An 18,066-nucleotide genomic window follows, 5' to 3' on the forward strand; every position below is an offset into this window, starting at 1 on the left:
CGGGTGGTGCTGGCCGGCCGAGGCGAGCCGGTGGCACTCGGGGACGTCCGCGCCGTCCGCCTGGCCGCTCGCTGCCGCGGGCGCGTCGGCGGGGCCGGCTGCGGGCCGATGCTGGGCGTGCGGGTCGGCGGGGGCCTGATCGACGGCGGCGTGGTCGGCCGCGGCGTGGCGCTGCATCGTGCACGGCGCCGCCGGGGCGATGGCCACGGCCATCGCCAGCACCGCGAGCAACATTGCGCGAAGAACTGCCAAGGACCCAGAGACCCTCTCTTACCCAGGCCGATCCTTGCACAGGCCGCCAATATCGGCAACGCACGAACACTTCTGCTGTTGGTGGAGCGTCCGAAGCCGTTTCCTGGCGATTTGAGGCTGCCAGCCAATCGCCCCTGCCGCGCACGCCCCCCATCCTGCCCGCGTGGTCGCCGCCGTCCCGGCTCGGGGGAGCCCGCCACCGGCGCGAGTGCCGTGCGGGACCGCGCGACCTCAGTACCGGCGCACCAGCGGCGCCTGCTCGGCCGGGGCGGTCGCGGCCCATGGTGCCCAGCGCAAGCCGAGCTTCACGTCGTGCGAATCGACGTTCTTGAAGGTCAGCGCCTCGCAAGACCCGCACTGGCCGGCATAGTTGTAGACCGTGCCGGTCTTTCCGTCTCCGAGATTGAGGTAGCGGTATGCGAGCTCGACCGTGAAGTTCGGGCTCACCTCGTAGCCGACACCCGCGTGCAACGCCCACGCAAGGTTCGTCTTCGAGCCTGCCTTCGCGTAGGCCAGGCCCTGCGTGACGACGTTCGTGTCCTTGAAATTGTCGAGCGTAAGCCGCACCGCGCCGACGCCGGCGCCCAGGAACGGCGTGAGGCCGTACCAATTGCCGAGATCGACGTAGCCGTTGAGAAGCACGGCCAATTCACGTTTCGACGCGGTGTACTCGTCGGTGCCGTAACCGAGCGGCAGTCTCGCGTCGCGGTAGCGTTCAAGCCCGGTGAACGCAGCGGCGCTGCGATACTCGCCTGCGACGTCGGCCCGAAACCACCGGCCGAAGCGGTAGCCGGCGCCGACGCCCGCGAGCGGGGCGCCCGCGAAACCGAGATTGACCTTCTCGATCGTCCCGAGCGCGTCCAGGCTGTTGGAGAGCCGTTCCACGGATTGGTTGCTGAAACCGATGTCGCCGCGGAGGTAAAAGCCGGAAACCTCGGCCTCCGGCGCGAGTGCTCCGCGCAGGTCCGGCAGCGGCGCGACCGGCGGCAGGTCGGCCGCGTGTGACGGCGCCACGAACGTTGCGGAGATCAGGCCGAAGCCGAGCAGCCCGAGCGTTCTCACGATGCAACCCATTCCACCCATTGTCCAGTCCTTCACCCACAGTCCTCTTTACCTAACCCTCCCACCGCATGGTTGATTTCCCCTTAATTACCCCGCAGGGGTAATTGCTGAAGGGCTGCCGCCATTGACGGCGGAAGATGAGGTTTTTAAGGGTAAGGCGTGCACGTAGTGCCTGAAGACGCGGTTATGCGCGTCCGGACAGGCTTCAAACGCCCTGCGTTCCGGGGGATTCGCGGTCCGGCCATGCCGATTACCCCTTAGGGGTGTGCGACCGTGCCCCGCCGCTCGTGCGTTACTTGCTCCCGAAGGGGGAGTTCAACGGCAGGAAACCAGCAGGAAGGGATGCGCGATGCTCAGACGAGTTCTCCACATCTCCGCACTCGCCCTGGCCTTGGCCCCGACCGGGGCAGGTGCCGTGGGCTTTCGGATGTCACGGCCACCCTACGGTGGGGCATCCGACATCGGTTCGACCACCAGCCTCGCACCGACCGGCAGGACAATCCGGGTACATTACAGCCCAGTCTTTCTCGGCTGCGTTTATTCCTATCACGAGTGCGAGCACCTCGCCCATTCCCGTGGCTTCTACAACCACTTCACGCGTCATGATCACGGCACGTGTCACCATGGCCCCTCATATGCTTGCTTCGGCCAATAGAACCGGACGGAGCGCTCGTTTGCATCACGGGACCAGTGCGTGCGCCGACGGCTTCAAGGGGGTTGGTACATCTATCTGGGTCTCCCGTGCCGTTCGGCCTGAACTTACATCGGGCAAGCCGGTCCGGGCGCGTCGTTGCCGGGTGGCGCCGGCAAGTCTAGAAGGGCGCGTCCGGCCCGAGCCGGTGGGCCGAGGGACGACCGCCGCGTCGTGTCCTTCGGCTGGCCGCTTGGATCGAGGATTAGCGGCGCGACCCTGCCGTTTTGCCGGAGGTCGCCACGCGAGGGCGGTCGCCTCTTCGACCGCACAGTCCCAAGGCCGCCGTCTCGGCGCGGCGCCCGGTTCGGGTGCCCCGGTTCGAACCAGATGTTGGCTGGGCTCGCGACGACCGCGACGTTGTGGGCCCCTGCGTCCAGCCACAGCGGTGGGTGGGCCCCGGGTTAGGAAGACCAGCACCGCCGCCAGTGCCGTCGCGCTCCCGTTGGTTAACCTACGTCGATGTCTCAGGGTCGGCATCGTCACCGCACCCAATCCTCACCTCGACGAGATCGTCGATGTCGCTTGCCTCGGTAGCCCTCGACAGGAACCGCCTCGGCTCCTCCGCCTGTGGCGGACGTTGCCGAATTGGCACAAGCAGGCCAATGTTCCGCTCTCGTTGACGATGGCGACGGCGGTGCACGGGCCGCCCCCGCAAGACACGCCGTCGTCCGCGTCGTGCTCGAAGGTCAAAGCCGCAGCGTTCCGGTCGACCTCGGCCAAGAATCCCCCCGCTTGCCACGGTGGCGTGCCGCCATGCCCGGCTAGACGGCCTGCCCACCGCGAAACCGCGCGAAGGTGTTGCGCCCGTGAGGGCCGAACAGCACCACCTCGTAGGTGGCCGGTTCCACCCCTTCGACCTCCATGCCGGGCGAGCCGACCGGCATGCCGGGCACGGCGAGGCCGGTGCCGGCAGGCTTCTCCACCAGCAGCCGCTTGATGGCCGACGCGGGCACGTGCCCCTCGATGACGTAGCCGCCGACCTGGGCCGTGTGGCACGAGGCCAGCTCCCGAGGCACCCCGAGCCTCGCCTTGACCGGGTTCACGGGGGCGTTCACGACCTGGACGCGAAAACCCTCGGCGCGCAGGTGCTTGACCCAGGCCTCGCAGCAACCGCAGCTCGGGTCCTTCGTGGCGACGACTTCCGGCAGATCCTCCGCCCGCGCCGCCTGTACGCCGGCGGCCGCCAGGCCGAGGACCACGATGCGTCGGGACGGCCGGAAAAGTTTGCTCATAACCAACTCCTGTCTGCTCACGGCCGCCGGGACGGCCCGTCCAGCCACGCTCACTCGGCGGCCCGGGGGAGGCCCGCGTGCACGGCGGCCAATCCTACGTGCCGAAGGGCCAGCCTTCGTCCCTTCACGAGCCCGTAGATGGCCGGGATCACGACGAGGGTCAGCACGGTCGAGGAGACCATGCCGCCGATCATGGGCACCGCGATCCGCTGCATGATCTCCGACCCCGCGCCGGTGCTCCAGAGGATGGGCAGCAGGCCCGCCATGATGGCGACGACCGTCATCATCTTCGGGCGCACCCGCTCGACCGCGCCCACCATGATGGCTTGGTACAGGTCCGCGCGCGTGCTCTCCCGCCCGGCGGCCAGGGCGGCAGCCCGCCGCTCGTCCCAGGCATGGTCGAGGTAGACCAGCATGATCACGCCGGTCTCCGCGGCAACGCCGGCGAGCGCGATGAATCCCACCGCCACCGCGACCGACATGTTGAAGCCCATCCACCACATCAGCCACACCCCGCCGACCAGGGCGAAGGGCAGGGACAGCATGACGATGAGCGTCTCGGTCAGGCGCCGGAAGTTGAGGTAGAGGAGCAGGAAGATGACGAGCAGGGTCACGGGCACCACGATCTTCAGCCTGGCCTCCGCCCGCTCCAGGTACTCGAACTGCCCGCTCCACTGGATGCTCATGCCCTGCGGGAGCTGGACCTCCTTGGCGACCGCGTCCCGGGCCTCGGCGACGTAGCCGCCGAGATCGCGCCCGGCCAGGTCGACGAAGATGTAGACCGCGAGCTGCCCGTTCTCGGTGCGGATCGAGGTCGGCCCCCGGGTCAGCTGGACCTTGGCCACCTCGCCGAGCGGAACCGTACCGCCGGCCGGCAACGGCACCTGCACTTCGGTGGCGATGGATTGCGGATTTGAACGGAAGGCGCGCGGGTAGCGCACGTTGACGGTGTAGCGCTCGCGGCCCTCGACCGTGTTCGTGACGCTCTCGCCTCCCAGCGCCGTCGCGATGACGTCCTGCACGTCCCCGACCATCAGGCCGTAGCGCCCGAGCGCCTCCCGGTCCGGCGTGATGTCGAGGAAGTAGCCGCCGATGACCCGCTCCGCGTAGGCGCTCGACGTGCCCGGCACGTTGCGCACGACCGCCTCGACCTGCCGGGCGACCTTCTCCATCTCGGTCAGGTCGGTGCCGTAGATCTTGATGCCGACCGGCGTGCGGATGCCGGTCGAGAGCATGTCGATGCGGGCCCGGATCGGCTGCGTCCAGGCATTCGACACGCCGGGGAACTGCAGGGCCTTGTCCATCTCGGCCTTGAGGCTCGCCAGCGTCACGCCGGGACGCCACTCCGCCTTCGGCTTCAGGGTGATGATGGTCTCGAACATCTCGGTGGGGGCGGGGTCCGTCGCCGTCGAGGCGCGCCCCGCCTTGCCGTAGACGGAGGCCACCTCCGGGAAGGACTTGATGATGCGGTCCTGGGTCGCCAGCAGCTCCCCGGCCTGGGTCACCGAGATGCCCGGCAGGGTCGTGGGCATGTACATCAGGGTGCCCTCGTTCAGGTCTGGCATGAACTCGGAGCCGAGTTGGCGGGCCGGCCAGATGGTCAGGCCGAGCGCCGCCACCGCCAGCAGGATGGTCAACACCTTGGCCCGGAGCACGACCCTGATGACCGGGCGGTAGACCCAGATCAAGAGGCGGTTCAGCGGGTTGCGGTGCTCGGGGACGATGCGCCCGCGCACGAACAGCACCATGAGGGCCGGCACCAGGGTGACCGACAGGACCGCCGCGGCGGCCATGGCGAAGGTCTTGGTGAAGGCGAGCGGCCCGAACAGGCGCCCCTCCTGGCTCTCCAGGGTGAAGATCGGCAGGAAGCTCACCGTGATTACCAGGAGGGAGAAGAACAGCGAGGGGCCGACCTCGGCCGCGGCCTCCACCAGGATCTCGACACGGGGCTTCCCCTGGGGCGCCCGCTCCAGGTGCTTGTGGGCGTTCTCGATCATGACGATGGCGGCGTCGATCATGGCCCCGACCGCGATGGCGATGCCGCCCAGCGACATGATGTTGGCGCCGATCCCGAGGAGATGCATCGCGCCGAGCGCCATCAGGATGCCGACCGGCAGCATCAGGATGGCCACCAGCGCGCTGCGCAGGTGCAGCAGGAACACGATGCAGACGAGCGCCACAATGACGCTCTCCTCGACCAGGGTGTGCTTCAGGGTGTCGATGGCTGCCTCGATCAGCTGTGAGCGGTCGTAGACCGGCAGGATCTCGGTGCCCTTCGGCAGGCTCGCGGCGACCTCGGTCAGGCGACGCTTGGCGCCCTCGATGACGTTGAGGGCGTTGGCGCCGAAGCGCTGCAGGATGATGCCGCCCGCGACCTCGCCCTCGCCGTTCAGCTCGGTGATGCCGCGCCGCTCGTCCGGCCCGAGCTCGACCCGGGCGATGTCCCGCACCCGCAGCGGGGTGCCGGCCTCGGTCTTCAGCACGATGTTCTCGATGTCGGCGACGCTCTTCAGGTAGCCGCGCCCGCGCACCATGAACTCGAACTCGGAGAGCTCGACCGTGCGGCCGCCGACATCCGCGTTGCTCGACCGGATCGCCTCCCGGAGCCTGCTGAGCGGGATGCCCTGGGCGCGCAGGCGGTTCGGATCGACGACGACGTTGTACTGCTTCACGAAGCCGCCGACGCCCGCGACCTCGGCCACGCCCTCGGCGCGCGAGGCCCCGAAGCGCACCACCCAGTCCTGAAGCGAGCGCAGCTCGGCGAGCGTCTGCTGCTTGGCAACGATGGCGTACTGGTAGACCCAGCCCACCCCCGTCGCGTCGGGCCCGAGCGTCGGCGTCACGCCGGTCGGCAGGCGCTTGCCGGCCGCGCTCAGGTATTCGAGCACGCGCGAGCGGGCCCAGTACGGGTCGGTGCCGTCCTCGAAGATGACGTAGACGAACGAGACCCCGAAGAAGGAGAAGCCGCGTACCACCTTCGACTTCGGAACCGTCAGCATGGCGGTGGTCAGCGGGTAGGTGACCTGGTCCTCGACGACCTGGGGCGCCTGCCCCGGGTACTCGGTGTAGACGATGGTCTGCACGTCCGAGAGGTCCGGGATAGCATCGAGCGGCAGGGTGCGCACGCTGTAGAGACCGGCCGCCACCACGAAGACGGTCCCGATCAGCACCAGGACGAGGTTGCGGGCCGACCAGCCGATGAGGCGCGCGATCATTCTGGCTTCTCCTCGGCCTGCGCCCGCGGCTCGGTGGGGGGCTTGGGCGCCGCCATGCTCTGCAGCGCCGCCTTCAGGTTGCTCTCCGCGTCGATCAGGAAGTTGGCCGCGGTCACGACTTGCTCGCCGGCCTGCACGCCCTCGCGGATCTCGGTGTACCCCTCGCCGCGGGCGCCGACCTTGACCTCGCGCGGCTCGAAGCGGCCCTCGCCCTTGTCGACGAGCACGACCTGGCGCGCGCCCGTGTCGATGATGGCATCGTTCGGGACCGCGACGACGGGCTTCGTCGCCCCGGTCCCGATCTCGACGTCGGCATACATATCGGGCAGGAGCACCCCGTCGGGGTTCGGCAATTCGACCCGCACGCGGGTGGTGCGGGTTTGGGCGTTCACCTGCGGGTAGATCAGCCCGACCTTACCGGCGAAGCTACGCCCGGGCAGCGAGCGCACGCGCACGCTGACGGGCTGGCCAACCTTGACGCTGCCGAGGTCGTACTCGGGTACCTCGGCCAACACCCACATCGTCGAGATGTCGCCGATCCGGAACAGGGTGTCGCCGGCCGCAGCCTTCATGCCCTCGATGGCAGTGCGCTGCAGGACGAGGCCGTCCCGGGGCGCGGACCAAGTGATGGCCATCGGCACCTTCCGGGTCCGCTCCATCTCGTTGATCACCTCCTCCGAGACGTTCAGGTTCTGCAGGCGCCGCCGGGCCCCGTCGAAGCCGGGATTGGCGATGAGCTGGGCGGCGGCCGCGTTGATCTCGGGCGAGTAGACGTGGACCAGGGGCTGGCCCTTCCGCACCCGGTCGCCCGTCGTCACGTTCTCGACGTGGTCGACGTAGGCATCCGAGCGTGTCGCCACGACGGTGACGCGCCGCTCGTCGAGCGTGACGGTGCCGGGGACCCGCACCGGTCGGCTGACGACGCGACGTTCGGCCCGCTCGGTGCGCACGCCGGTGCGCTGGACCTTGCCGGGCGAGATCTTGACGGTGTTCCCGTCCTCGGCCTCGCCCTCGTAGACGGGGAGGTAGTCCATCCCCATCGAGTCCTTCCTCGGCACCGGCGAGGTGTCGGGCAGGCCCATCGGGTTGCGGTAGTAGAGGATCTTCCGGCCCACGGCCGGGGGCGCGGCGTAGGTGGCGTTCGCCGTGGCTTCCTTCGCCGCCGCGGGCCGCGGCTCGAAGTCGACATCCTCGCCGACATGCACCGGAAGGTAGTCGCGTCCGTCGGGCGTCCGCGCCGGGGCGAGCGCGTAGGCCGCCTTTCCGTCGGGGTCACGGTAGTAGAGCACGGGCGCATCCGCGGCCGCGGCCGGCTTCGCGTCGCGACCGACGAGCAGACCGGAGACCGAGGCTGGGAACCATGCCGGCAGGGGCCATCCCGCCTCGCCGGCCTTCAGCCCGGCGAGGGCGCCGCCGCCGACGGCGAGGGGCAGGAGAACGAGGGCCGCGACCCACGCCTTCGCCTGGCCGCCCGGGTGCGCGCGGTCACGTCGCCGCGCCAGGTGGATCGGTGTCGTCTGGTCCATCACTCGACGGCCCTGAGCACGAGTTGGTCTTGGACTGTGCCGGTCTCGCCCGGCACCTTCGCGGCCAGCGAGAGGCGCCAGCGGCCATCCATCGCCAGATTGGCCCTGAAGGCGTAGATGCCCGGCTCCGGGCTCGCCTCTGGCTTCATCTTACCCGTCATCGTCGGCATCCCGTCGGGTGCCATGTCGAGGCGTCGGGCGTAGACAAGCGCGTCGGCCACGGGCTTGCCGGCGCGCTTGTCGAGCAGACGCACCCTGAGTGTCGCCTCGCCCGATTTAGTCTCGGGATCCAGGAGCTCGAAGGAATAATCCTTGAGGTTTGGGGGCATGAGTGGCGCGCCCTTGGGCAGCCACGCCGCGACCGGTTCCGGAAGCCGTGCCGCGACCGCGCCGGGAATGACCCATGCGCCGCGCGCGAGCCCGTAGCCGGCGCCGGCTCCCGCTAGGGCTGCTACGATGAGGACGAGCCCGAGCAGGAGCCAAGCGCCTCGCACTGCCGGCCGGTCCTCCTGGTAAGCATCGAAAAAATCCTCCCGGCCCGTCATGGCGCCATCCTTGGGACTGAGAGGATGGGGAGACGGGCCGCGCGTGGCTCGGGGCGTGCGGGATGCGCCGGGGCAGGACCCGGCCGCGGGGATGCGGGATGTTCGGTGAACACGGGGATGATCCTGTTCCGGAGCGTCTGGATGCGGGAGCCCGACCGTTCGGGCCGCCGCGGCGCGGCGGTGCGCGAAGGCTGCCGTGCATGCTCATGCACGGGGCGGCACCGCTCTCGGGCGTGCTCAGGAACGCGGTTTGGGAGGGGGGGGCTGCGGGGCTGCGGCCAAACTCGGCCCGATATGGTCCTGCCGAACGGGCAGGAGGACCGGAGCGACCGGGCCGCCATCGGCAGGCGGGGAGGGCAGGATCCCCGGCACGATCTTCGCGGCGCAGGCCGCCGCGAAGGGGCAGGCCTTGGTGTCGCGGCAGTCCGGGCCCGAGGGCTCGGGATCGCAGCACGGCATGTCGTCGGGCATCGGCGCGACGTGTGGCGTCGTGACGCCACCTTGCTGAGCGACCATGCCCCGCTGAACGCCGTCGCCCACGAAGGCGCGCGCCTGCGCGGGGGCGACGGACGCCCCGGCGATCAGGCCGAGCACGGCGAGGGCCGTGAGCAGGCGCGCTATGGTGGATCGGATCGACATCCGCTCCCAAGATCCCACTGATCGGGGGCTTTGCCTAGCCCCGGACGCGCCGGGCTCGCGACGAGTCCGGCGAATACAAGTTCGCGGGTGCGGGCCCACGGGTTACAGCCGCTCCCGCAACGTGCCCGACGTTGATTAGAACGCGGGTCCACCCGAAGTGGTGCCGAGGTTCTGGGCCGCGGCGGGACGCTCGGGGAACTGGGCATTTCCGCGCGTGCTGCTCCTCAGGTCCCGTCCCTGGAGATCACGCCCCTCCCAAACGCGGCCGAGGCTGCCCGTCACCTCGGGCGCGGCTCCCGTTGGGCCTTCCAGGACGCTCCAGCCCGCCGAGGGAACGGCCTCGCCGGTCAGCCGCGGATGCGCCCAAGCGCCGCCCGTCATGATCGTGGAGGCCGCCAGGGCAGCAAGGATGTACTTCATCGAATGCTCCATCGTCGTTTGCGTATGCCTTCGAGGCGCCGCTACGAACAACTTCGGGACCCGCAGATCCTGGGTTACAGAGGACCGAGCCCTGCCTCCCCGGAGAGCCAAGGCTCTGTGGACGCCGAACCGAGCCTCGATTTCGACGTTGTCGGGTTTCCGGGCGTCGGGCATAATGGCCACCGTCCGAAACACGAGCGGCTCCGGAGGCATCCCGTGCGTCCCGAGGTAAACAGGGAAGTCGTGAACGACCGTGCCAAGCTGATGATCCATCGGTTGGTGGCGCGTCGGCTCGCGCGCGACCCGGGCATCCTCGATAGCGCCAAGATGGCCGTCATGCGGCTTGAGGCGGACTACCCCGAGCGCACCTTCGTCTCCGAGTGGCGCGAGATCCTCGGGCAGCCGCCGGGGACGATCCGGCAACTCCTCACCCGGCGGGACGAGGGTATGCAGCGGCTTCGGCTGTCCTCGCCGTTCCTGGAAGGGGAGGGCGTGTCGTTCGTGCGCGACCCGAACGTCCGGAAGCGGATCTGGCGCCTGGCACGTAAAGGCGCGGCCGCCCAACGCGCGGCGCATGCCGGCCGCCAAGGCTCCTCCGTTCCGGCGTGAGCCGTCCGATTGAGATCCGGACGGTCGCGGACCTGGAGCGCACCGCCCGTTCGCTGGCGTTGCACTTCAAGGCTCGCCCCGTGGTGGTCGTCGGCAGCCAGGGCATCCTCGTGGGCTGGCCCGGCGCGCCGGTCACGATGTGCATGTCGCCCGAGATCGACGCCTATCCCGCCAACGCTCGGGCCTGGGAGGCAGCCCAGGACGACGACCTCGCGGAGGCATCCGAAGAGATCTCCGTGATCTTCGGCGAGGGCTCGCACTTCCACACGGCGCACGGTTTCTACATCGACGGCGTCGACGACCGCACCGCCCGCCTGCCGCCCTCGTGGCCCTCGCGCGCGGTGGTGCGGGAGGTGAGAGGCCACGGCACGGCGACCGTGACGGTGGTGGCCCCCGGCCCGGAGGACCTGATCGTTTCCAAGCTCGCCCGCCTCGCCGACAAGGACAGGGACTACATCGCGGCCTACCATCGGGCCCGGCCTCTCGACCTTGCCGTCATCCAGGCGCGCGTAGCGGAATGCGGGTTCGAGGAGGTTCTGGCACAGCGTGCGCTCGCCTTCCTCGCCGGCCTTCCCTCGCCTCCCGGGCGCGCGACCGCTGCACCCGTGCGGGCAGGGGCTGTCCTGCCGCCCCATCCCGCGGGGACGCACTGCGCCTTCCTCATGGACGAGCGCCGTTCGGTTTCGGTCCGCGCCTGGAACGAGGCGGCTGGGCTCTACGATATCCTCGACAATCCTCTCGGCCCCGCGGTGGTGGCACAGGACGGGGCGAGCGCCTTCCTGATCGACGGGGAGGAGCTGACGCAGGAGGCGTGGGATGCACATCCGCGCGTCCGCGCCGCGCGACACGGTGACCTGTCCGGGTACCCACGGCCGAACTGGACGCCTCCGGGCTGACCCGCCCCTGAAGCGCGCGGCGGGCCGGGAGCGGTTCGCTTTTGCGTATGGGTGAGCCGACGGCCTTACCAGCGCAGCAGGCGAGGCCCGAGAAGCGCGCCCGCCAGCGTGCAGAGGGCAATCGTGCCGCCGTACCAGAGCGCGATGAAGGGCACGGTGTCGTCCATGCAGTGAATCGCGTAGCCCATCGCGCTCACACCTCCCGAAGCGAGCCCGACCAGGGCCCCGGCCCGGACGAGGTCCGTCGGCGCGCCGAACTTCCGGACCGCCCACATCAGGGTCGCGAAGGGGACCACCGCGATCACCGGGATGGAGATGAGGCATTCGAGCCACATGTGGCCGGTGAGCATGGTCCCCCAGTGTGCCGCCGGCGCGTTGGCGAGGCTGAGGGCAGCGAGGACCATGACAGCGGCGAACGGCAGGGCCGCGATGCCGAGATGCACCCTCCTCTCGCCCCCTGGGCGAGCGATGCGACCGAGGTAACGCAGGCCCAAGCCACCGACGGCGAGGGCGAAGGCCAGCTTGGCCAGGAGGAAGGTCAGTGACTTGCCTTCACCCAAGTCAGGCCGGACGCCCAATGCGAGAAGGGCGAGGCAGAGCGCCCCGGCGGCCCCGATGGCGGCCCCGAGCGCGATCCGCCGCAGCATGCCAGGAGACTTGGCAGGCTCGCTGGCGAAGCTCGCGCCGAGCAAGCCGATGAGTTCGTCGGTCTTCATTCCCCTTTGCCTCCTGCCATGGCGGCCAACGCCTTCAACCCGCGGTGGACGCTGACCTTGATGGCCGATTCCGACATGCCGGAGCGCGTCGCGGCCTCGGCCACGCTCAGACCTTCGACCTTCATGGCCCGGATCGCCTGCCGCATCTTGCCCGGAAGCTGACCGAGCAGGCGCTCGACGTCGAGCGTGCTCTCTACGGCGGCGTGGTCGTCATGCGCGACCAGTTCGCCCGCGTCCTCCACGGGCACGTCGGCGAGCGAGGCGCGCGTGCGTCTCAGGTGGTCGATGAGCTTGTAGCGCGCGATCGCGTAAAGCCAGGGCGTGACCGGCTGGCCGACATCGTAGGTGTGCCGTCGCGTATGGACCGCCATCAACGTTTCCTGGACGAGATCCTCCGCTTCCGGCGCCGCGCGTCCGGAGCGGGCGAGCTTACCCTTGAAGTAGGCCCTCAGGTGCGGCCCAAGCCGCTCCAGGAACAGGCGGTAGTCCGTCGCGCTTCCGGCCAGGCAGGACGACAGCAAGGCCCGCAACTCGTTTTCCTGACCGATCAAGACGCCTCTCTCGGCCGATCCGCGGAAGCCGCCACCGACCCGGTCACTGGACATGTCATTGCGGCCCGCCCCGCGCCCGACACGAGCGTGCCCGCCCGGAATAAACGCCGCGGGCCGCGCAGCCGCCGCCTCCGGCAAACCCGCGACGAGACATGGCCGACCGGCGCGGCCGCGCTTGTCCGGCCGTCTCGCCTGAACCGAATGCCCACTAGGGACAATCCGTAGCGCATGAGCGGCCGGTTACAGGGCCCCGCGCGGAACGCCGCGAGAGAGGCCAGCGTCGCGATATACCCCCGGATCGTATTTAAGGCCAAGAGCGTTTCTTGAGCCTCCGAGCAAGGATGGAGATGACGAGATGCCTAGGTTGTTGCAGGTCGGATTGCTCATGGTCGCCGCGGCCGGGTTCGGGTCCGCGGCAGGGCCAGCCCGCGCCCTCGACGAGGTCGGGATCGGCCATGCCGACCACCACGGCGCGGAGCGCCACGGCCACATCATCGAGCGCAGGGAGACGCATGGCCACCGTGGCGAGGCGGTCCATCGCGAGGAACATCATGAAGTCGTGCGTGAGGGCGGCCACCACGGCGAGGAGCGCCACTGACGGGGAACGCCGAAGCCGGGACTGACGGGGTCCCCCGTCGCCGGTTCCTTCCCGGCGGCGGGTGCCCGCGTAAACCGAGGAGCCTGTCGATCACCGATCCGCTCGCCTCCTGACCGGGCGGCGCGCTCTCTCCGGTCGTGCGGCGCGCCCGCGGCGTCGCGGCCGACCGCGGCGGTCGCCCGCCGAGGACAGGCGGGTGGCCGGCCGGGGGGCACCGACGCGCGGCCGAGTTCGGCATGGGACCGGGCCGCACAGAAAGGCATGCCGACCGCGAACTTGGACCACTCCAACCGGGTTGTACCCCCGTAGGGTACAGTAGAGAGAGGCACGCATGAAGGTCGTGAGAACCGCGCTCGTTGCCATGGCGATCATGGCTCCCGGCGCGATGCCGTCGTTTGCCCAAGGCGGCCAGGGCGCGTCCATGTCGGACATGGACATGAAGAACATGGGCCCACTGCAGAAGGCCTCCATGGAGGCCATGGACAAGATGAACAAGGCGATGATGCAGGGGATGATGGATCCCGATCCCGACCTCGCCTGGATGAAAGGCATGGCGGCGCACCACCAGGGCGCGGTCGACATGTCCGAGGCCGCCATCAAGCACTCGAAGGACGAGACGGTCGTGAAGGAAGCCCGCAAGACGAAGGAGGAGAACGAGAAGAGCCTGCGCGAGATTCAGGCTAAGATCCGCAAGGAAAAATAGCCTTCGGCCGTCGGCTCGGCCTCGGACTGCAGACAGGCCAGGTCGGCACTTCGACGGCTGGGCTGCCGGACCGCCTGCCGCCGCCCGACGGCATCCGAGCAGGTCGAGATCAAGACGGACAGACGCGCCTCTCCCCGCCTCCGGAAGCGCCCACGGACGCGGCCGGAGGCGGGGAGAGGCCGGGTGGCGTCACGCGATCCCTTATCGCTCGGGCGCGCCCGCGCCCCGGCCGCTCGGCATCGGGCCCGGTCCCCGAGGCTCGGCCCTACTGAGACGCCGGATCACGTGGGATTGCGGCCGGGCAAATTGCCGTGTCATAGGCTCCTGCGAACTGCCTCACTTGGCGCGTCGGCGGTCCAAGGGCGTTCAACTCAAGAAGCGTCGCCGACGCTAGAGGAAAGACACTCCGCCGCCTCAAGCGTTACCGACGCTTTGCTTCGTTCTGGTCGCCTGCTTCGGCATCGGCTTGGCGCTCACCATGGTGTCGGCCGGGGTACTGGCGGCGTTGGGCGTCCGGCACGCCGCCTCGCGCTGGCCTGGGTTCGGTGCCTTTGCACACCGGGCCCCCTATGCCTCTGCCGTCCTGATCGTGCCGGTCGGCCTCTATACCGGCTGGCTCGGAGGGCAGGGTCGCCACCACGAGGCGACCACGCTCGCGGCCTGGCTCTACCGGCCGGTCGGTTTTCCCTGAGGCCGGCATGTTGAGCGTCCTCGCGAACCGCACCTACCACCACCTGTTCGCCGCGCAGGTCATCGCCCTGATCGGCACAGGCCTGCTGACCGTCGCCCTCGGTCTGCTGGCCTATCAGCTGGCCGGCGCGGAGGCCGGGGCGGTGCTGGGCACGGCGCTCGCCATCAAGATGGTGGCCTACGTGCTGGTGGCGCCCATCGCGAACGCCTTCACCGGGCAGTTGCCCCGCCGCGCCTTCCTGGTGGCGACCGACCTCGTCCGGGCCGGCGTCGCCCTGATCCTGCCCTTCGTCGGCCAGGTCTGGCAGGTCTACCTGCTGGTGTTCGTCCTGCAGGCGTGCTCGGCGGCGTTCACCCCGACCTTCCAGGCGACCATCCCGGACATCCTCCCGGACGAGCGTGACTACACCCGGGCGCTGTCGCTCTCGCGCCTCGCCTACGACCTGGAGAACCTGCTCAGTCCGACACTGGCCGCCTTGCTGCTGACGGTCATCGACTTCCACTGGCTGTTCGGCGGCACGGTCGTCGGATTCCTGTGTTCGGCCGTCCTGGTCGTCTCGGTGGCGCTCCCGTCCCCGACGCCGCCCGAGCGCCGGGCGGGGGTCTACGAGCGCACCACGCGCGGTCTGCGGATCTACCTCGCCACGCCGCGGCTGCGCGGGCTTCTCGCCCTGAACCTCGCGGTGGCGGCGGCCGGCTCCATGGTCATCGTCAACACGGTGGTGATCGTGCAGGCCCTCCTGCAACGGCCCCAGAACGACGTCGCGGTGGCGCTCGGGCTGTTCGGGGGCGGTTCGATGCTGGCGGCCCTGCTGCTGCCGCGGGTGCTCGACCGGCTGCCCGACCGCACGGTCATGCTCCCGGCGGCGGCGTTCCTCGACGTCGTTCTGCTCGGCTTTGCCGCCACGACCTGGGGCGGCGTCATCGGCTGGCCTATGCTGCTGGCCGCCTGGCTGGCGCTCGGGATCGGCTACTCCGCCGCGCAGACCCCGACCGGACGGCTGCTCCGGCGCTCCGCGACGCCCGGCGACCGCCCGGCCGTGTTCGCCGCCCAGTTCGCGCTCTCGCAGGTGGCCTGGCTCCTGACCTACCCGCTGGCCGGCTGGCTCGGCGCGAAGGCGGCATGCCGGTCACGCTGGCGGTGCTGGGCGCGCTGACCTTGGTCGCCATCGCCGCGGCGGCGGCGCTCTGGCCGGTTTCTGACCCGGACGTCGTCGAGCACGCGCACCCCGACCTCGACCCCGGCCATCCGCACCTGGACGGTGTCGGGACGCGCCGGCATGCCCACGCCTTCGTCATCGACGACCTGCACCAACGCTGGCCCGCGGCCCGGCCGGGTTGACGTTGGCGGCACGCCTGCTCGCGCTCGCGTTGGTCGTGGCCTGCGGACCGGCAGGAGCGGTTGAGTGCGTCGGCTTCCTCAGGATGCACGGCATGCTGCGGCAGGCGCAGGCCCAGTGCGCCTTCGAACGCTTCAACCCCGAGATCGTGGACACGGCACGGCGCTGCTACGAGCATCTCGGTGCCGGGACGGGGGCCCCGGCCATGCGTGCCGGCGCGGCCGAGTTCGACCGGATGGCGGACCTGCGGGGCGTCCGCGCCGCCTGTGCCCTGATCGAGCGGCATTTCCCGATGGCGGTGCGGTGAGGCGGGGCAAGAGGCCGTCGGACGCCCCGGGACGCGGGGCTCGTCGCCAAGCTCCGCCCAGAGCGATTTGTTGCCGTCCCCGCGACCGAGGGTCGGCCCGACGGGGGAGGGGGAACCGCGCCGCTTCCGAAGGGCTCGAACTCGGGCGAGGGTGCCTCCAGAGCTGGTCTCGCGACGTCCCAGGCTGCCGTGACGCGGCACATCGAGTCTCGAAGGCGGCGGGCTGGGGAGGCCATCACCCTGAGCGAAGCGTTTGGCGAAACGGCGTTCGGCCGGCTCCGCACGTGCGGCGGCACGCCGGGACGGCGTCTGCCCTTTATATCTGAGCTGCCACGACGGTCCGGCCGCGAACGCGTGCGCGTTCCGGGCCGTGAGAACGGGGAGGAGGCCGCAACGCCGGGCCGGGCTCCCCGACGCGGTTCCCGAAGCCATCCCTGGGACCGCAGGCCAAGAGATTGCGACCGCCTGCCACCTTCCCGCGTCGGGCCCGAACTCATCCGAGGAAGCGTCGAGCCTCTTAAGTATGGGAAACGTCGCCATGATCCGCGCCGCCGTTCTGAGCGCCGCCTTGATGTCCGGGATACCGGGTCAGGCGATTGCGAGCGCCTGGGACAACGTCCCCCCGTCGTGGCGGGCTGAAGGATATCGAAACTCGCGCCCCGCGTTCGGTTCGCCGGACGCCGTACTGACGACGGAGTCGATCCGGCCGGCGCCCCCACGTGTCTTGATCGAGCGTCCCCGGCCAGCCGGTGCTCAGCGTTGAGACGCGGTGGCAGGGTCTGGATCGCGGCCCGTTCGGTGCCTGGTCCGTGTCCGGTAGGCGCTGCGCCCGTGACGGAGTTGCCCCCCGGAAAGCCACGGGGTCACGCGTCCGAGTATCACGGCCCGACGCGTGCTTGCGCGCTTCCGGGAAGACTTGAAGTGCCAACCTGGCGGTCTGCAGGGAAGGGCGGCGCCACGAGCGCCTCTGCACATACGTCGGCGGGGCGCGCATGGGTGTGCCCGGCTCAGCGCACCGGTGCCATCGGTTTTGGGCGCCCGTCGCGACCGAGGGGGGAACGAGGGCCTCGGCGGGCCGGACCAGGGCGCCGGCTCACCTTGATGCCCTGGCGGCATCCTCACCGACGCGAGCTCGGCGAGACCATGAACAATCGCAAGTGCCGCTGGGACTTCCAAGCCATGCACCGCCAGGCAAGCACTGCCATGACCTCCGGCCGAAATCCCGACGGCCGATATCCGCCGCGTGCGGGGACGGCCTGTGACCGAATTCCAACAGCGCCAAGGGCCGACGCCGCTTCATCTTAAATCAAAGTGTTCGTGCATTGCCGGGCAAGTCCATTCGTGCGACGATTCCTCCGGGTTTGAAGGGTCTCTGGGTCCTTGGCAGTTCTTCGCGCAATGTTGCTCGCCGTGCTGGCGATGGCCGTGGCCATCGCCCCAGCGGCGCCGTGCACGATGCAGCGCCACGCCGCGGCCGACCACGCCGCCGTCGACCAGGCCCCCGCCGACCCGCACGCCCAGCATCGGCCCGCAGCCGGCCCCGCCGACGCGCCCGCGGCAGCGAGCGGCCAGGCGGACGGCGCGGACGTCCCCGAGTGCCACCGGCTCGCCTCGGCCGGCCAGCACCACCCGGACCCGCACGGCCACCACACGCGGCCGGCCGGCTGCGTGGCCACCTGCTGCCCCCTGGCCTGCCAGGCGGCCCTGCCGGACGCGCCCTGGTCGGGCACGGCGCTGGTCCTGCGCCCCTCCGAGCCCATCGGCCTGGCCCAGGAGGACGGCGTCGCCCAGCCGCGTCCCCTGCGCATCGAGCGGCCCCCCAGGCACCGCGCCTGACCGCGGCGGGCCAGACGCCCGCCCCCTCCCGCCGCTCCCGGCCGCGCCCTGACCAGGATCCTGCCTGCGCAGGCCGCGCCCGGCCCGGCCGGCTCAGCCGCGCCTGCCCGCGCCCCCTCCCTGTCCGCCGGTCCGCGCCCCTGAGCGCGGCCGCCAGCCCCCGTTCGGGATCCGAAGCGATGCTCACCTTCCTCAGGCCGGCCGTGGCGCTCACGGCCTTGGCGCTCACGGCCTT

At 70.3% G+C, this 18,066-nt stretch carries 15 protein-coding genes and 3 pseudogenes; 7 read left to right on the forward strand and 11 right to left on the reverse strand.

The features are described 5' to 3' along the window. The 8 genes and pseudogenes from HPY23_RS30325 to HPY23_RS30360 all read right to left on the reverse strand — a co-directional run. A pseudogene (locus tag HPY23_RS30325) lies at positions 1 to 252 on the reverse strand (hypothetical protein); the annotation flags it as partial. A gap of 231 nt (positions 253 to 483) precedes the next feature. Further along, a complete protein-coding gene (locus tag HPY23_RS30330; protein ID WP_236013063.1) occupies positions 484 to 1,326 on the reverse strand; it encodes an outer membrane protein in 843 nt (280 codons plus the stop codon). Positions 1,327 to 2,769: 1,443 nt separating this feature from the next. Then, entirely contained in the window at positions 2,770 to 3,240 is a 471-nt protein-coding gene (locus HPY23_RS30335) for a DUF411 domain-containing protein (protein ID WP_091891543.1), read from the reverse strand. A 50-nt stretch (positions 3,241 to 3,290) separates the two neighbouring features. Next, positions 3,291 to 6,455, reverse strand: a complete 3,165-nt coding sequence (locus HPY23_RS30340; RefSeq protein WP_091891546.1) for an efflux RND transporter permease subunit — start codon at positions 6,453 to 6,455, stop codon at positions 3,291 to 3,293. Continuing rightward, positions 6,452 to 7,981, reverse strand: coding sequence for an efflux RND transporter periplasmic adaptor subunit (locus HPY23_RS30345; RefSeq protein ID WP_091891549.1), 1,530 nt, complete (start codon positions 7,979 to 7,981; stop codon positions 6,452 to 6,454). The genes HPY23_RS30340 and HPY23_RS30345 overlap by 4 nt, the downstream gene beginning before the upstream one ends. Then, positions 7,981 to 8,526 carry a FixH family protein gene (locus HPY23_RS30350; protein ID WP_091891552.1) on the reverse strand — a complete coding sequence of 182 codons (546 nt, stop codon included), beginning with the start codon at positions 8,524 to 8,526 and terminating at the stop codon, positions 7,981 to 7,983. The genes HPY23_RS30345 and HPY23_RS30350 overlap by 1 nt, the downstream gene beginning before the upstream one ends. Positions 8,527 to 8,763: 237 nt before the next feature. After that, the gene (locus HPY23_RS30355; protein ID WP_200602193.1) at positions 8,764 to 9,165 is read right to left on the reverse strand and encodes a hypothetical protein; all 402 of its coding nucleotides are present in this window, start codon (positions 9,163 to 9,165) and stop codon (positions 8,764 to 8,766) included. A gap of 135 nt (positions 9,166 to 9,300) precedes the next feature. Beyond that, entirely contained in the window at positions 9,301 to 9,585 is a 285-nt protein-coding gene (locus HPY23_RS30360) for a hypothetical protein (protein ID WP_060850918.1), read from the reverse strand. A gap of 117 nt (positions 9,586 to 9,702) precedes the next feature. Between HPY23_RS30360 and HPY23_RS30365 the strand changes: the two genes are divergently transcribed. Then, positions 9,703 to 10,194, forward strand: a complete 492-nt coding sequence (locus HPY23_RS30365) for a hypothetical protein (RefSeq protein WP_123834464.1) — start codon at positions 9,703 to 9,705, stop codon at positions 10,192 to 10,194. Beyond that, the gene (locus HPY23_RS33395) at positions 10,191 to 11,090 is read left to right on the forward strand and encodes a DUF6036 family nucleotidyltransferase (protein WP_236013064.1); all 900 of its coding nucleotides are present in this window, start codon (positions 10,191 to 10,193) and stop codon (positions 11,088 to 11,090) included. The genes HPY23_RS30365 and HPY23_RS33395 overlap by 4 nt, the downstream gene beginning before the upstream one ends. A gap of 65 nt (positions 11,091 to 11,155) precedes the next feature. Here the strand turns inward: HPY23_RS33395 and HPY23_RS30375 are convergent, their stop codons facing one another. The 3 genes from HPY23_RS30375 to HPY23_RS30385 form a co-directional block, all read right to left on the reverse strand. After that, a complete protein-coding gene (locus HPY23_RS30375) occupies positions 11,156 to 11,806 on the reverse strand; it encodes an NrsF family protein (RefSeq protein ID WP_091891559.1) in 651 nt (216 codons plus the stop codon). Beyond that, positions 11,803 to 12,411: a sigma-70 family RNA polymerase sigma factor gene (locus tag HPY23_RS30380; RefSeq protein WP_200602194.1), complete on the reverse strand. Its 609-nt coding sequence runs from the start codon at positions 12,409 to 12,411 to the stop codon at positions 11,803 to 11,805. Before HPY23_RS30380 ends, HPY23_RS30375 begins: the two co-directional genes overlap by 4 nt. A gap of 250 nt (positions 12,412 to 12,661) precedes the next feature. Continuing rightward, positions 12,662 to 12,952, reverse strand: a complete 291-nt coding sequence (locus HPY23_RS30385; protein WP_091891566.1) for a hypothetical protein — start codon at positions 12,950 to 12,952, stop codon at positions 12,662 to 12,664. A gap of 334 nt (positions 12,953 to 13,286) precedes the next feature. On the opposite strand from HPY23_RS30385, the gene HPY23_RS30390 reads away from it, so the two are divergent. The 5 genes and pseudogenes from HPY23_RS30390 to HPY23_RS30410 all read left to right on the forward strand — a co-directional run bounded on the left by HPY23_RS30390 (position 13,287) and on the right by HPY23_RS30410 (position 17,831). Further along, positions 13,287 to 13,658: a DUF305 domain-containing protein gene (locus HPY23_RS30390; RefSeq protein ID WP_060850413.1), complete on the forward strand. Its 372-nt coding sequence runs from the start codon at positions 13,287 to 13,289 to the stop codon at positions 13,656 to 13,658. Between the two features lie 427 nt (positions 13,659 to 14,085). After that, positions 14,086 to 14,349, forward strand: a pseudogene (locus HPY23_RS30395) (nickel/cobalt efflux protein RcnA); the annotation flags it as partial. Positions 14,350 to 14,356: 7 nt separating this feature from the next. Then, positions 14,357 to 15,690: pseudogene (locus tag HPY23_RS30400) on the forward strand (MFS transporter). A gap of 92 nt (positions 15,691 to 15,782) precedes the next feature. Further along, entirely contained in the window at positions 15,783 to 15,995 is a 213-nt protein-coding gene (locus HPY23_RS30405) for a hypothetical protein (protein ID WP_236013066.1), read from the forward strand. 1,419 nt (positions 15,996 to 17,414) lie between these two features. Continuing rightward, the gene (locus tag HPY23_RS30410; RefSeq protein ID WP_236017716.1) at positions 17,415 to 17,831 is read left to right on the forward strand and encodes a hypothetical protein; all 417 of its coding nucleotides are present in this window, start codon (positions 17,415 to 17,417) and stop codon (positions 17,829 to 17,831) included. Positions 17,832 to 18,066 lie beyond the last annotated feature (235 nt).

The organism is Methylobacterium ajmalii (assembly GCF_016613415.1).
GTDB lineage: Bacteria > Pseudomonadota > Alphaproteobacteria > Rhizobiales > Beijerinckiaceae > Methylobacterium > Methylobacterium ajmalii.